The following is a 15,386-nucleotide window of genomic DNA, read 5'->3' as shown; positions in this document are numbered from 1 at the left end:
TGACCGAGCGGCCCGTCGCCACCGACCGACCCGAGACTGCCCGAGGGGGCTTGCCTTGACCCTGTACGACCTTGTCGCGCCCGGTCTGGATACCACGACCGAACCGCGCTACCGCATAGCCGAGATACGGGCCGCCGACCCGCTCGGCGCCGATCCGCTGCTCGCCGCGCTCCCCGCGATGAACCGCGACGCCGACGTCCCCGCGCTCACCGTCGCCCTGCGCACGCTCGTCCCCGACCCCGACCGGGTCGCCGAATGGAGCATCGTCGAGGCCCTCGCCGGCATGCGGGACATCGGCATGCTGCTCGGCTCGCTGAAGCGGCACGGCACCGAGCCCGTCGCGGCCGTCCCCGAGATCCTGCCGGTGCTGGAGGAACTGGCCCGCCGCACCGACATGGTGCCCCGCGACACCGTGCACCACTACACCACCTGGAACCCGCCCGGCCGGCGCCGGCGGATGTACACCGGACACGAGATGGAGGCCCACCTCCAGGAGGCCGTCCGGATGGTCTTCCCCAGCCTCGTCGCCGCCCTCGGCACCTGTACCGGCCTCGCCCGCCTCGAACCGTACGACCCGGGCTTCGCCCTCGCGCTGGACCGCACCGCGATGCACGTCCAGGCGATGGTCGACTCCATCGACTTCACCGTCGCCAACGTCTCGCCCGAGTACTTCGCGCGGACGCTGCGCCCGTACTTCGAGGAGATCGACGTGGCGGGCCGCGACTACCTCGGCCCGGCCGCCGCACAGGTCCCGCTCTGGCCGGTCGACCTGACGCTGTGGCAGTGCGACCGCTCCGACCCGGCGTACGACGCCTTCCTCGACGAGTCCGTCGCGTACAGCCTGCCGTCGTGGCGCGCCTTCCACGCGGCCCACCGGGGCGGCGTCTCCGCCGTCAGCAAGCTGTCCGCCGCGCTGAGCTGGGAGACCGTGCACCGGCTGCCGCCCGAGCTGATCGCCTCCGCCCGCTCGCTCGCGCGGGTGCTGCGCATCCTCAAGACCTTCCGGGCCCGCCACATCGGCATCGCCCGCAAGGCCTACAGTGACGACCTGCGCCTGTACGACGAGGGCAGCGGCGGCGCCCCGGTGGCGCTGCTGCGCGAGGTGCTCGACCTGACGCGGGACAACGAGACGCTGGTGCGCCGGTCGGTCGAACACCCCCGCCCCGCGGCCGTCGCGGCACAGCCCGTCCCCGCCGTCGCGGCCCGCCTCCCGGAGGCCGGCACGCCTGCCCCGGCCGCCTGACAGGAGCGCGCCCATGACCCCGCACATCCTCATCGCAGGCGGCGGCATCGCCGGCCTGTCCGCCGCGCTCTCGCTGCACGCCGCCGGCTTCGCGCGCGTCACCGTCGTCGAGGCCGCCCGCGAGATCCGCCCCGTCGGCGCCGGGCTGAACATCATGCCCAACGCCGTCCGCGAGCTGGACGCGCTCGGCGTCCTCGACCGGCTGGAGGCCGGCGCCGTACGCACCCGCGAGCTGCGCTACTACCACCGCTCCGGCGGCCTCGTCTCCCGCGAGCCGCGCGGCCTGGGCGCCGGCTACCTCTGGCCCCAGCTGTCCGTCCACCGCGGCCGGCTCCAGCTCGCCCTCGCCGAGGCCGTACGGGAACGGCTCGGCCCCGCCGCGATCGTCGCCGGTGTCCGCGTCACCGGCCTGGAGCTCCTCCCGGACGGCCGCCCCCGGGTGCGCCTCGACCACCACTGCGGCGCCACCCGCGGGCGCGCCTCCCTCGAACCGGACGTCCTGATCGGCGCCGACGGCATCCGCTCCGCGGTCCGCGCCGCCCTCAACCCGGGCGAGGGCGAGCCGCCGTGGACCGGGATGCTCGTGTGGCGCGGCGTCTCCCGGATGCCCGCCCGGAAGGCCCCCGCCTTCATGTTCATCGCGGGCGACGACCGGCAGAAGGCCGTCGTCTACCCGATGACCACCCCGGCCCCCGGCCGGCCCGAGGTCCTCGTCAACTGGGCCCTGGCGATGCCCGCCGACCACATCGCCGACACCTGCCCCGGTGCCTCGTACCCCGCCACCCGCGGCGACTGGAACCGGCCCGTCCCCCTCGGCACCTTCCTCCACCACTACGAAGGCTGGGAGTTCGACGGCGTCAGCGTCCCCGAGGTGCTGCGCGCCTGCGCCGGCGCCTACGAGTACCCCATGGTCGACCGCGAGCCCCTCACCCGCTGGAGCCACGGCCGCACCACCCTGGTCGGCGACGCCGCCCACGCCATGTATCCCATCGGCTCCAACGGCGCCACGCAGTCCGTCGTCGACGCCCGGGCACTGGCCCACGCCATGGCCCGGCACCGCGACCCCGCCGAGGCCCTCGCCGCCTACGAGCGGGACCGGCTCCCCGCCATGACGGAGCTGCAGCGCGCCAACCGGCGCCTCGGCCCGGAGGTCGTCATCAACCTGGCCCATGAGCGCGCGCCGGACGGCTTCACCGACATCGACGACGTGATCCCGCCCGGGGAGCGCGCGGAGATCGCCGCGCGCTACGCCCTGACCGGGGCCTTCGACCCGGAGACGGTCAACGCGGGGTCACCCTACGAGGTGCCGCTGAGCGCGCTCCCCTGAGTGCGCCGTGGTTGACGGGGCCGTCGTACCACTACCGTCGGAGGGTGAAGGCGGACGCACGACGCCCGTGCGTCCGCCCCGATACGTACCTGCCCTGCGAAGGTGGAACACGTGAAGGCAATCCGTCGATTCACCGTGCGCCCCGTCCTCCCCGAACCCCTTCGACCACTCAGCGACCTCGCGCGCAACCTGCGCTGGTCATGGCACGCCGAGACCCGAGAGCTGTTCCAGAGCGTCGACCCCGACGGCTGGCGGGCGGCCGGGTGCGACCCCGTGCGACTGCTGGGCTCCGTGCCCGCCGCGCGGCTCGCCGAGCTCGCCAGGGACAGGCGGTTCCTGCGCCGCCTCTCCGCCGCCGCCGACGACCTCGACGACTATCTGCACGGCCGCCGCTGGTACCAGCAGCACCAAGGCGCCTCGGACGGCGAACTGCCCGCCGCCGTCGCCTACTTCTCGCCCGAGTTCGGCATCACCGCCGCCCTGCCGCAGTACTCCGGCGGCCTCGGCATCCTCGCCGGCGACCACCTCAAGGCCGCCTCCGACCTCGGCCTCCCGCTGATCGGCGTGGGTCTGCTCTACCGGCACGGCTACTTCCGCCAGTCCCTCTCCCGCGACGGCTGGCAACAGGAGCACTACCCGCTGCTGGACCCCAACGAGATGCCGCTCAGCCTGCTCCGCCAGGAGAACGGTTCACCCGTCCGGGTCTCCCTCGCCCTCCCCGGCGGCCGCCGGCTCCACGCCCACGTCTGGGTGGCCCGCGTCGGCCGCGTACCGCTGCTGATGCTCGACTCCGACGTCGAGGACAACGGCCCCTGCGAGCGGGACGTCACCGACCGGCTGTACGGCGGCGGCAGCGAGCACCGGCTGCTGCAGGAGATGCTGCTGGGGATAGGAGGGGTGCGGGCGGTGCGCGCGTACTGCGCGCTGACCGGCCACCCGGATCCCGAGGTCTTCCACACCAACGAGGGCCACGCCGGCTTCCTCGGCCTCGAACGCATCCGCGAACTGAGCGAGGAGGGTCTGGAGTTCGACGCCGCGCTGGAGGCCGTCCGCGCCGGGACCGTCTTCACCACCCACACGCCCGTCCCGGCCGGCATCGACCGCTTCGACCGCGAGCTAGTCGCCCGCCACTTCGGCGACGGCGCGGAGCTCCCGGGCGTCGACGTCGAACGCGTCCTCCAGCTCGGCATGGAGACCTACCCCGGCGGTGAGCCCAACCTCTTCAACATGGCCGTCATGGGCCTGCGGCTCGCCCAGCGGGCCAACGGCGTGTCGACCCTGCACGGCGCCGTCAGCCGCGAGATGTTCGCCGGCCTGTGGCCCGGCTTCGACCCCGAGGAGGTGCCGATCACCTCCATCACCAACGGCGTCCACGCCCCCACCTGGGTGGCGCCCGAGGTGTTCCGGCTCGGCTCCCGCAAGATCGGCGCCCAGCGCGCCGAGGACGCCCTGAGCGTGGGCGGCTCGCAGCGCTGGGACTCGGTCGCCGACATCGCCGACTCCGAGATCTGGGAGCTGCGGCGCGAGCTGCGCGACCAGCTGGTCACGGAGGTCCGCACCCGGCTGCGCGCCTCCTGGCGGCAGCGCGGCGCCGGGTCCGCCGAGCTGGGCTGGATCGACGGGGTGCTCGACCCCGACATCCTCACCATCGGGTTCGCCCGCCGGGTCCCCTCGTACAAGCGGCTCACCCTGATGCTGCGCGACCGGGACCGGCTGATGGAGATGCTGCTGCACCCGACCCGGCCGGTGCAGATCGTCGTCGCGGGCAAGGCCCACCCGGCGGACGACGGCGGCAAGCGGCTGGTGCGGGAGCTGGTGCGGTTCGCCGACGACCCGCGGGTGCGCCACCGCATCGTCTTCCTGCCCGACTACGGCATGGGCATGGCGCAGAAGCTCTACCCCGGCTGCGACGTCTGGCTGAACAACCCGCTGCGTCCCCTGGAGGCGTGCGGGACGAGCGGGATGAAGGCCGCGCTCAACGGCTGCCTGAACCTGTCCGTGCTGGACGGCTGGTGGGACGAGTGGTACGAGCCGGACTTCGGCTGGGCCATCCCGACCGCCGACGGCCCGACGACGGACGAGGACCGGCGCGACGACCTGGAGGCGGCCGCGCTGTACGAACTGATCGAGCAGCGGGTCGCACCGCGCTTCTACGACCGGGGCGCGAGCGGCCTGCCCGAGCGGTGGATCGAGATGGTCCGCCGTACGCTCGCCAACCTGGGGCCCAAGGTGCTCGCGGGGCGGATGGTGCGCGAGTACGTGGAGCGGCTGTACACCCCGGCGGCGCTCGCCCACCGGTCCCTCGACGGCCGGACGGCCGCGGAACTCGCCGCCTGGAAGGGCCGGGTGCGCGCCGCCTGGCCGCGCGTCACCGTCGACCACGTCGAGGTGGACGAGGCCAACGGCATCGCCGAGCTCGGCGCCACCCTGGGCCTGCGGGTGCGGGTGACCCTCGGGGACCTGTCGCCCGACGACGTCGAGGTGCAGGCGGTCGCGGGCCGGGTCGACGCCGCCGACCGGCTGCGCGACCCCCAGACGGTGCCGCTGAAACCGGCGGGCGGCCCCGACCAGCAGGGGCGGTGGACGTACGAGGGGCCGCTCACCCTGGAGCGCACCGGCCCGTTCGGCTACACCGTGCGGATACTGCCGACGCACCGGCTGCTGGCGACCGGCGCGGACCTGGGCCTGGTGGCGCTGCCCACGGAGGCGACGGGCGAGGGCGCGGGCGTCCTGATGCGGTAGCGGCGCACGCGGCGCAAGCGGACGAGCCGCCCGGGGAGGTGTCCCCGGGCGGCTCGTCCCTGTCGTACGGACTACGGGAAGGTCAGCTTGAAGCTGTTGATGTAGCCGGTGTCCTGCGCGGCCTTGTCCTGGACCCGCAGCTTCCAGGCGCCGTTGGCGACCTCGCTCGACGCGTTGACCGTGTACGTGGCCTTCACGTTGTCCGCCGAGTCGGAGGAGCTGAACGGCTTCAGGTTGTAGACCGAGCCGTCCGGGGCCACCAGGTCGACGACCAGGTCGCCGCGCCAGGTGTGGACGATGTCCACGTCGACCTTGAGGGCCGACGGGGCGTTGCCGGCGATGCCGGTGACGTTGACCGTCGAGGTGACCGCCGCGCCGTTGTCCGGGATGGACACGTCCGCGGTGTTCTCGAAGATCTTGCCGGTGCCGGGGTCGCCACCGCCCGGGCGGGAGCCGACGTTGATGCCGGCCCAGGCGTGCTCGACGGCCTTGACCTCGGCGCTGCCGGCGCCGTACAGCTCGGTGGCGACGGCGACCGTGCCGGTGCGCGCGCCCGCGTAGTTCGTGGTGCTGGTGAACTTGGTGGTGAGCGCCTTGAACCAGATCAGCGCGGCCTTGTCCCGGCCGATGCCGGTGACCGCCAGGCCGTCGGAGGTCGGCGAGTCGTAGGTGACGCCGTTGATGGTCTTGGTCCCGCTGCCCTCGGAGAGCAGGTAGAACCAGTGGTTCGCCGGCCCGGAGGAGTAGTGGACGTCGATGCTGCCGATGCCCGAGTACCAGAAGTCCTTGGAGGAGCCGTCCTTGCTCGGCTTGTCCATGTAGCGCAGCGGGGTGCCGTTGCCCCGGATGTCGATCTTCTCGCCGACCAGGTAGTCGCCCTTGTCCTGGGTGTTGTTGGCGTGGAACTCGACGGCGGCCGCGAAGATGTCGGAGGTCGCCTCGTTGAGGCCGCCGGACTCGCCGCTGTAGACCAGCTTGGCCGTGACGGAGGTCAGGCCGTGGGTCATCTCGTGGGCGGCGACGTCGATGGACGTGAGCGGCTTGGCGTTGCCGGAGCCGTCGCCGTACGTCATGCAGAAGCAGCTGTCCTGCCAGAAGGCGTTGACGTAGTTGTTGCCGTAGTGGACGCGCGAGTACGCGCCGACGCCGTCACCGCGGATGCCGCTGCGGCCGTGGACGTTCTTGTAGTAGTCCCAGGTGAGCGCCGCGCCGTAGTGGGCGTCGGCGCCCGCGGTCTCCAGGTTGGCCGGGGTGCCGTCGCCCCAGACGTCGTCGGAGCCGGAGAAGAGCGTGCCGGTGCCCGAGGTGCCGCGGTTGAGGTTGTACGTCTTGTGGTTGCCGCGGGTGGTGTCCGTCAGCGTGTACGAGGGGGCCGTGCCGAGGGTGACCTGGCCGCTGTACTGCGTGTTGCCCGTGCCGGTGTGGACGGCCTGCCACTCGAAGAGCTTCTTGCCCGTGGTGGCGTCGGTGACGACGTGCAGCTCGTTCGGGGTGCCGTCGTGCTGGAGCCCGCCGACGACGGTCTCGTACGCGAGGACCGGCGTGCCCTGGCCCATCCAGACCACCTTGCGCGGCGCGCGCTCGGCGTCCGTCGCCTTGGAGCCCTCGGCGCGGGCGGCGCTCAGCGCCTGCTTCTCCGCGGCGGCCGGGGCGACGTCCGCGCTGGTGTCCACGCCCTTGAGCACCGCACGGGAGGCCTTGACGACGCCCTCGGTCCGGCCCGCCTTCGTCTCGGTGACGACGAGGTCGCCGCCCAGGACGGGGAGGCCGGCGTAGGTGCGCTCGTAGCGCGTGTGGGTGGTGCCGTCGCGGTCCTGGACGACGTCGCGGACGACGAGCTTCTCCTGGCTGCCGAGGCCGAGCTCCTTGGCCTTGGCCGCCTTGTCCGCGTCGGCGGCGCGTATCAGCGCGGTGCGCTGGGCGGGGGAGAGGTCGGCGGGCAGGGCGCCGGGGTCGGCCTTGCCGGCCGACTGCGCCTTCGGGGCGGCCGTCCACGGGTCGTCGGCGGCGGTGGCGGCACCGGTCTGCACACCCACGGTGAGCATGGCGGCGGCGGCGATCAGAGCACCCGTCGCGGTGGCGCGACGGCTAGGCGTGGATCTCACGCAGACTCCTTTTGCGAGGGGGGTTACGGGCGGCTGGGTGGGCCGCCCGGCGGAGCAAACAGAGCTGGTGGAACAGGTGTGCGGAGAACGCTGGAAGAGTGGCAGCAGCGGAGGCTCCCTGTCAGGAGCGCGTCAACAAGTTGGCCGGAAATCGTCCGTTGCCCGAATAGCCATGTTCGTTAAGCGGACGTTTCGCCGGACGCCGCCGCACTGCCGTCCGCTGTTCGCGGACGCCCCGGCGCGCCCGGCGTCCGCCGTCCGGCCCGCATGTTGGCCGTGTGAACGGCGTGTTGAGCGCCGCGAGGACCCGCCCCGCGCGGCCGCCCGGAACTGTGGCTCGTTCCGGGCCCGTCCGTTCCCGGTCGGACGCGCCGGTGTCCGGCGGTACCGCGTCAGTCGTACGGTCGCCACCGGTCCGCGTGTCGCGGAGCGTGATGTCTTAATGGTCCCGAATGTCGAGATCACTGAAAGGCAGGGACCACAGGTGCGGATCTTCTCCAGACCCGACGGACGCCCCCCGACCACCACACGCGGCCACCGGCGGAGCCGGTGGCTCGCCGCCGCCGCGCTGACCTCGGCGCTGGCCGCCCCGGCCGCCCCGGCGCATGCCGCGGCCGACCCCGGCTGGGTGCCCGTCCCGGACATGACCATGGCCCGCACCGGGCACGGCACCACCACGGCGCCCTGCCCCGATGACATCGACGCCCTCGGTGACGACGGCGTCTGCGTCTACGTCGTCGGCGGCCATCCCCTCGAAGCGGCCCTGTCGGCCCACGCGTACAGCCCCGTGACGAAGAAGTGGGCCAAGCTGCCCTCGATGTCCGTGGGCCGCTCGGGGCTCTCGGCCGTCACCGCGCCGTGCCCGCGGGACAGCGAGGCGCTGCACGGCATCTGCGTGTACGCCGTCGGCGGCACCAACGGCGGCGGCTCCCTCACCACCGTCGAGGCGTACAGCCCGGCCACCAACACCTGGGCGGAGGTGGCCCCGATGCCCACCGCCCGCGCGTTCCTCGGCGCCGCGACCGCGCCGTGCCCGCAGGACGTCCAGGGGCTGCGCGGCCTGTGCGTCTACGCCGTCGCGGGCGCCGCCCGCACGGCGGCCGCCGGCTCGGGTACGGGCACGGGCGCGGGTACGGGCACGGGCGCGGGTCATGGCACCGGGACCGGCACGGGCTCCGGCACCGGCACGGGCTCCGGGACCGGTCCCGGCACCGGTTCCGGCAGCGAGACCAGGACGCTCGCCACCGTCGAGGCGTACAGCCCCGCCACCGGCACCTGGGCGACCCTGCCCTCGCTCCCCACCCCGCGCCGCAGCCTCGGCGTCGCCGCCGCCACCTGCCCGCGTGCCGTGGTGTCCCACGCGCCGCTCTGCGTGTACGCCGTCGGCGGCAACGACACGGCCGAACCCGTGAACACCGTCGAGGTCTTCGACCCCGAGTCCCGCGCCTGGGTGAAGCTCCCCTCGGCCCCCACCGCCCGCCGCGGCATGGGCGTCGTCTCCGGCCCCTGCCCCGGCACCTCCACGCTCGCCGGCACCAGCTGCGTGTACGGCATCGGCGGCTCGCCCAGCGCGCAGCTGACCGCCGTCGCCACCACCGAGGTGTTCGCCCCGCGCACCAACGCGTGGTCGGCCCTGCCCCCGCTGCCCGAGGCCCGCTTCGGCTTCACCGCCACGGCGGCCCCCTGCTCCGAGGACCGCTCCCGCACCTGCCTCTACGCCCCCGGCGGCATGGTCGACGCCGCCCCGAGCACCCACATCTCGTCCATCGACCTCTCCCGTCTGTAGGCCCTGCAACCCCTGCGACCCCAGTCCCGGCGCACCGGGGTGAGCCGGAGCGGGCTCACCCCACCAGGCTGTCGCGCCACGCGCGGTGCAGCTCCGCGAAGCGGCCCGTCCCGCCGATCAGCTCGGCCGGCGGGCCGTCCTCCACGATGCGGCCCGCCTCCATCACCAGCACGCGGTCCGCGATCTCCACCGTCGACAGGCGGTGGGCGATCACCACCGCCGTGCGGCCCTTCAGCACCGTGTCCATCGCACGCTGCACCGCCCGCTCGCCCGGGACGTCCAGCGAACTCGTCGCCTCGTCGAGGATCAGCACCGCCGGATCGGCCAGCAGGGCGCGGGCGAAGGACACCAGCTGGCGCTGGCCCGCCGAGATGCGGCCGCCCCGCTTGCGCACATCGGTGTCGTAGCCGTCCGGCAGTGCGGCGATGAAGTCATGGGCGCCGATGGCCTTCGCCGCCCGCTCGATCTCCTCCCGCGTCGCCTCGGGGCGCCCGAGCGCGATGTTCTCCGCGACCGTCCCGGAGAACAGGAACGCCTCCTGCGTCACCATCACCACCCCGCGCCGCAGCTCCGCCACCGGCAGGTCGCGCAGGTCCACGCCGTCGAGCAGCACGCGGCCCCCGGTCGGGTCGTAGAAACGGGCCAGCAGCTTCGCCAGCGTGGACTTGCCCGCGCCGGTCGCGCCCACCACCGCGACCGTCTGCCCCGCCGGGATCGTCAGCCCGAAGCGCGGCAGCACCTCGCCGCCGGTGCGGTACGCGAACCGCACGTCCTCGAAGACCACCTCGCGGCCCGGACTGTCCGCCCGCGCGGGCGGCAGGGCCCGCGGTGCGGCCGGCTCCGGGACCGCCGGCGTCCGGTCCAGCAGCCCCGCGATCTTCTCCAGTGACGCGGCCGCGGACTGGTAGGAGTTGAGGAACATCGCGAGCCGGTCGATCGGGTCGTACAGCCGCCGCACGTACAGCACGGCCGCCGCCAGCACCCCCAGCGCCAGCGTGCCGCTCGCCACCCGGTGGGCGCCCCACAGCACCATGCCCGCGACCGCAGTGTTGGCGACCAGGCGCGAGCCGACGACGTAGCGGGCCATCTCCAGCATCGCGTCGCCGTTGCGGCGCTCGTGGCGGTGGTTCAGCTCCTGGAACCGGGCGTCGTTCGCCCGCTCGCGCCGGAACGCGCGCACCGGCCGGATGCCGTTCATCGTCTCCGCGAACTGCACGATCACCGCCGAGATCGCGGTCGAGCGCTCGCCGAACGCGACCGCGGCGCGCCGCCGGTAGAGGCGTACGAGCAGGTACAGCGGGATGAAGGAGGCCACCGCCACCGCGCCGATGCCCAGGTCGAGCCAGATCAGCAGCAGGGAGATCGAGACGAACGACAGGACGACGCCGACCAGCTCCTGCAGGCCCTCGCTGAGCAGTTCGCGCAGCGCCTCCACATCGGTGGTGGAGCGGGAGATCAGCCGGCCCGAGGTGTACCGCTCGTGGAAGTCCACGCTGAGCGCCTGCGCGTGCCGGAAGATCCGGCCGCGCAGATCCAGCAGGACGTCCTGGTTCACGCGCGCGGCGGTGCGGATGAACGCGTACTGCAGCAGCCCGGCGCCCACCGCGCACACCCCGTACCCGGCGGCGACCACCACCAGTGGCCCGTGCTCCCCGCGGCGCAGCGCCGGTACGGCGGTGTCGATGGCGTACGCGACGAGCAGCGGGCCCGCCTGCACGGCCGCCTGCTGCAGCAGCAGGAGCAGCGCGCTGACGGCGACGCGCAGACGGCGCGGGCGCAGCAGCGACCGCAGCAGCGCCCCGGTCGCCCCCCGCCCGGCCGGCAACGCGTCCCGGTCGAACAGCTCCGCCTCCCCTCCGTCCGCCGGACCGCCCGCGTCCGCGCCCGGCTTCGTCCCCGTGTCCGGCTTCGTCCCCGTGTCCGGCTTCGTGCCCGCGCCCGGCTCCGTGCCGCCGCTGGGCGCCGGGTCGCCCGTCATCGTGCCGTCCGTCATCGCGTACCGCCCGCCGCTCCGTCCGCTCCCGACATCAGCCACGCGTACTGCGTGCTCTCCCGCAGCAGCTCCTGGTGCGTGCCCACCGCGGCGATGCGCCCCTCCGACAGCAGCGCCACGCGGTCGGCGAGCAGCACCGTGGAGGGCCGGTGCGCCACGACCAGGGCCGTCGTGTCCCGCAGGACCTCGCGCAGCGCCGCCTCCACCCGGCCCTCCGTGTGGACGTCCAGTGCCGACAGCGGATCGTCCAGGACCAGGAACCGCGGGCGGCCCACCACCGCCCGCGCCAGGGCGAGGCGCTGGCGCTGGCCGCCCGAGAGGCTCAGGCCCTGCTCGCCGACCTGGGTCGCGGTGCCCTGCGGGAGGTTGTGCACGAAGTCGGCCTGCGCCACGTCCAGCGCCCGCCGCAGTTCGCTCTCGCCCGCGCCCGCCGGTCCCGCGCCCATCAGCACGTTCTCGCCGACGCTCGCCGAGAACAGCGTCGGCTCCTCGAAGGCCACCGCCACCAGTTCCCGCAGCCGCTCCCGCGGCAGGTCCGCCACGTCGGCCCCGTCCAGCAGGATCCGGCCGCCCGTCACCTCGTGCAGCCGCGGCACCAGCGCCGTCAGCGTGGTCTTGCCGGAGCCCGTGGCGCCGACGAGTGCCATGGTCTCGCCGGGGCGCACGTGCAGGTCGATCCCGGCCAGCACCGGCGGCGCGTCGGGCGGCGCGTCCGGATACCGGAAGGTGACGTTCTCGAAGCGCAGGCCCCCGGAGAGCGGACCGGCCGGCGTCCCGGTCCGGGACGCGCCGCCGTCGTCCTCCTCCGGCTCGGCCATCACCTCGAAGTACCGGTCCGCCGCCGTCGCCGCCTCCTGGCTCATCGCCAGCAGGAACCCGATCGACTCCACCGGCCACCGCAGCGCCAGCGCCGTCGTGAGGAACGCCACCAGCGTGCCCGCCGACAGGTCGCCGTCCGCGACCCGGACGGTCCCCAGCACCAGCGCCGCGCCGATCGCCAGCTCCGGCACGATCGTGATGACCGCCCAGATGCCCGCCAGCAGCCGCGCCTTGCCCAGCTCGGTGCCCCGCAGCCGCTCCGCCAGCGAGCGGAAGGCCCGCGCCTGGCTGCGGTGCTGCCCGAAGCCCTTGATGACGCGGATGCCGAGCACGCTCTCCTCGACGACCGTCGTCAGATCACCCACCTGGTCCTGCGCGCGCCGCGCGACCACCGAGTACCGCGTCTCGAACAGCGCGCACACCACGATCAGCGGGACGACCGGCACCAGCAGCACCAGCCCCAGCACCCTGTCCTGCACCAGCAGCACCGCACAGCCCGCCAGCACCGTCACACCGTTCACGAACAGGAACGTCAGCGGGAACGCCAGGAACATCCGCAGCAGCGACAGGTCCGTGGTCGCCCGGGACAGCAGCTGCCCCGACGCCCACCGGTCGTGGAACGCCATCGGCAGCCGCTGCACGTGCCGGTACAGATCGGCGCGCATCGCGGCCTCGACCCCGGCCAGCGGGCGCGCCACCAGCCACCGCCGCAGCCCGAACAGCCCCGCCTCCGCGACCCCGAGCAGCAGCACCATCAGCGCCCCGAGCCCCACACCGCCCGGGTCCCGGTCGGTCACCGGGCCGTCCACCAGCCACTTCAGCACCAGAGGAATGACGAGTCCCAGGCAGGACGCCACGACGGCGATCACCGCCGCGGTGAACCACCGCGCGCGCACGGGACGGACGTACGGCCACAAGCGCAACAGCGAGCGAATGCTTGAACGGTCAGTCATCAGTACCGAGCGTACGGTTCGCCACTGACAACGCTCACGCGGTTTTCGGCCGACCGGCGGCAGGGCCGTACCCCGCCGGCCCGGACGCCGCCTACTCCCGCACGCGCAGCAGCAGCACCGACCTCGCCGGCACCGTCAGCACCTCCCCGCCCGCGTGGACCGTGCCCGGCGCCCCGGACTGGTCCTCCCGCGAGGTGTCCACCACCAGTTCGTACGCAGCGGCCCAGGGCGGCCCGGGGAGCAGGAAGTCCAGCGGTTCGGCGGCCGCGTGCAGGACCGCCAGGAAACTGTCGTCCGTGACCGGCTCGCCGCGCGCGTCCCGCCCCGGGATGTCCCGCCCGGACAGGTACAGCCCGATCGTCGCCGTCCGCGCGTACCAGTCCGCCTCCGTCATCTCCTCGCCGCGCGCGGTGAACCACGCCAGGTCCCGCAGCCCGTCCGCGCCCTGCGGGCGGCCCGAGAAGAACGCCCGGCGCCGCAGCACCGGGTGGGCGTGGCGCAGCGCCAGCAGCCGGGACGTCAGCTCGAGCAGCCCACGCGGGCCCGGCTGCTCCCGCAGCGACCAGTCGACCCAGCCGATCTCGTTGTCCTGGCAGTACGCGTTGTTGTTGCCGCCCTGCGTACGGCCCATCTCGTCGCCCGCGACGAGCATCGGCACGCCCGTGGAGAGCAGGAGCGTGGTGAGCAGGTTGCGCACCTGCCGCCGCCGCAGCGCCGTGACGGCCGGATCGCCGGTCTCCCCCTCGGCGCCGCAGTTCCAGGACCGGTTGTCGTTCGTGCCGTCCCGGTTGCCCTCGCCGTTGGCCTCGTTGTGCTTGTGCTCGTAGCTGACGAGGTCGCGCAGGGTGAAGCCGTCGTGGGCGGTGATGAAGTTGATCGAGGCGTACGGGCGCCGCCCGCCCCACGCGTACAGGTCGCTGGACCCGGACAGCCGGTATCCCATCTCCCGCACGTCGGGCAGGGCGCCGCGCCAGAAGTCGCGCACGGCGTCCCGGTAGCGGTCGTTCCACTCGGTCCACAGCGGCGGGAAGGCGCCCACCTGGTATCCGCCGCTGCCCACGTCCCACGGCTCGGCGATCAGCTTCACGCGCCGCAGCACCGGGTCCTGGGCGATGACCGCGAGGAACGGCGACAGCATGTCGACGTCGTGCATGGAGCGGGCCAGCGCCGCCGCCAGGTCGAAGCGGAACCCGTCGACGCCCATCTCGGTCACCCAGTAGCGCAGCGAGTCGGTGATCAGGCGCAGCACGTGCGGCTGGACGACGTGGAGGGTGTTCCCGCAACCCGTGTAGTCGGCGTACCGGCGGGCGTCCGCGGCCAGCCGGTAGTAGCCGCGGTTGTCGATGCCGCGCAGCGACAGCATCGGGCCCAGCTCGCTCGCCTCGGCGGTGTGGTTGTAGACCACGTCGAGGATGACCTCGATGCCCGCGGCGTGCAGCGCCCGGACCATCCGCTTGAACTCGCCGACCTGCTGCCCCGCCGTGCCCGACGAGCTGTACGCGGCGTGCGGCGCGAAGTAGCCGATGGAGTTGTAGCCCCAGTAGTTCCTCAGCCCCCGCCGCAGCAGGTGGTCCTCGTGCGCGAACTGGTGCACCGGCAGCAGCTCCACCGCCGTCACCCCGAGCCGTACGAGATGCTCGACCGCCGCCGGGTGGGCGAGGCCCGCGTACGTGCCGCGCAGTTCCTCGGGGATGCCGGGGTGGCGCTTGGTGAAGCCCCGTACGTGCAGCTCGTAGATGACGGAGTCGGCCCACGGGGTCTTGGGCCGCCGGTCGTCCGCCCACTCGTCGTCGGGTGCGTCGTCGTGCACGACGACGCCCTTGGGGACGTACGGCGCGGAGTCCCGGTCGTCGCGCACGGTGTCGGCGACGTGCTGCTCCGGCCAGTCCCTGACGTGCCCGTACACCTCCGGCGGCAGCGTGAAGTCGCCGTCCACCGCCCGCGCGTACGGGTCGAGCAGCAGTTTCGCCGGGTTCCACCGGGCGCCCGTCCACGGGTCCCAGCGGCCGTGCACCCGGTAGCCGTACCGCTGCCCGGGCCGCACGCCCGGCACGAAGCCGTGCCAGATCTGGTGCGTCAGCTCGGTCAGCGGTACGCGGCTCTCCGTGCCGTCCGCGTCGAACAGGCACAGCTCCACCGCCTCGGCGCCGCCCGCCCACAGCGCGAAGTTCGTGCCCGCCACCCCGTCCGGTCCGACCCGGAACCGCGCGCCCAGCGGCGTCGGTGCCCCCGGCCACACCGGCGGTCCGGGAGCCGTCCTCGGGCGCCCGTTCAGCTCGCGTACCACCCGCAGTGCGCCCTGTGTGCTCTGCTGAGCACGCCGCACCGCCTCCCGTTCCGCCGCACTCGACACCTGCCGGCTCCCCTTTTTCGTGAGGGCCCGGTCCTCCTCCGGGGCGCCTGTTGGCGGTGCCGGCG

Annotated in this window: 8 protein-coding genes; 4 read left to right on the top strand and 4 right to left on the bottom strand. The window is 73.8% G+C overall.

Annotated elements, in window-relative coordinates; translation table 11 throughout:
- The first annotated feature begins 55 nt into the window (after window positions 1–55).
- From IH00_RS0114930 to glgP, 3 genes are all read left to right on the top strand, one after another.
- Window positions 56–1,243, top strand: coding sequence for a monodechloroaminopyrrolnitrin synthase PrnB family protein (locus IH00_RS0114930; protein ID WP_078887758.1), 1,188 nt, complete (start codon window positions 56–58; stop codon window positions 1,241–1,243).
- Window positions 1,244–1,256: 13 nt separating this feature from the next.
- Window positions 1,257–2,570, top strand: a complete 1,314-nt coding sequence (locus IH00_RS0114925) for a flavin-dependent oxidoreductase (RefSeq protein ID WP_031073648.1) — start codon at window positions 1,257–1,259, stop codon at window positions 2,568–2,570.
- A gap of 111 nt (window positions 2,571–2,681) precedes the next feature.
- The gene (gene glgP / locus IH00_RS0114920) at window positions 2,682–5,312 is read left to right on the top strand and encodes an alpha-glucan family phosphorylase (protein WP_031073646.1); all 2,631 of its coding nucleotides are present in this window, start codon (window positions 2,682–2,684) and stop codon (window positions 5,310–5,312) included.
- A 71-nt stretch (window positions 5,313–5,383) separates the two neighbouring features.
- Here glgP and IH00_RS0114915 read toward each other — a convergent pair whose 3' ends face one another.
- Window positions 5,384–7,417: a M4 family metallopeptidase gene (locus IH00_RS0114915; protein ID WP_031073645.1), complete on the bottom strand. Its 2,034-nt coding sequence runs from the start codon at window positions 7,415–7,417 to the stop codon at window positions 5,384–5,386.
- A 484-nt stretch (window positions 7,418–7,901) separates the two neighbouring features.
- Between IH00_RS0114915 and IH00_RS0114910 the strand changes: the two genes are divergently transcribed.
- On the top strand, window positions 7,902–9,203 hold the full coding sequence (locus IH00_RS0114910) for a Kelch repeat-containing protein (RefSeq protein ID WP_031073644.1): 1,302 nt from the start codon (window positions 7,902–7,904) through the stop codon (window positions 9,201–9,203).
- A gap of 55 nt (window positions 9,204–9,258) precedes the next feature.
- Here the strand turns inward: IH00_RS0114910 and IH00_RS0114905 are convergent, their stop codons facing one another.
- From IH00_RS0114905 to glgX, 3 genes are all read right to left on the bottom strand, one after another.
- Window positions 9,259–11,181 carry an ABC transporter ATP-binding protein gene (locus IH00_RS0114905; protein WP_039946965.1) on the bottom strand — a complete coding sequence of 641 codons (1,923 nt, stop codon included), beginning with the start codon at window positions 11,179–11,181 and terminating at the stop codon, window positions 9,259–9,261.
- Between the two features lie 11 nt (window positions 11,182–11,192).
- A complete protein-coding gene (locus IH00_RS0114900) occupies window positions 11,193–12,968 on the bottom strand; it encodes an ABC transporter ATP-binding protein (protein WP_031073640.1) in 1,776 nt (591 codons plus the stop codon).
- A gap of 91 nt (window positions 12,969–13,059) precedes the next feature.
- Window positions 13,060–15,261 carry a glycogen debranching protein GlgX gene (gene glgX / locus IH00_RS0114895; RefSeq protein WP_052411398.1) on the bottom strand — a complete coding sequence of 734 codons (2,202 nt, stop codon included), beginning with the start codon at window positions 15,259–15,261 and terminating at the stop codon, window positions 13,060–13,062.
- Between the last annotated feature and the right edge of the window lie 125 nt (window positions 15,262–15,386).

This window comes from Streptomyces sp. NRRL S-118, assembly GCF_000716335.1.
Taxonomy (GTDB): domain Bacteria; phylum Actinomycetota; class Actinomycetes; order Streptomycetales; family Streptomycetaceae; genus Streptomyces.
Note: the sequence above shows the minus strand (reverse complement) of the source record. Positions and strands in the feature narration are given on the sequence as shown.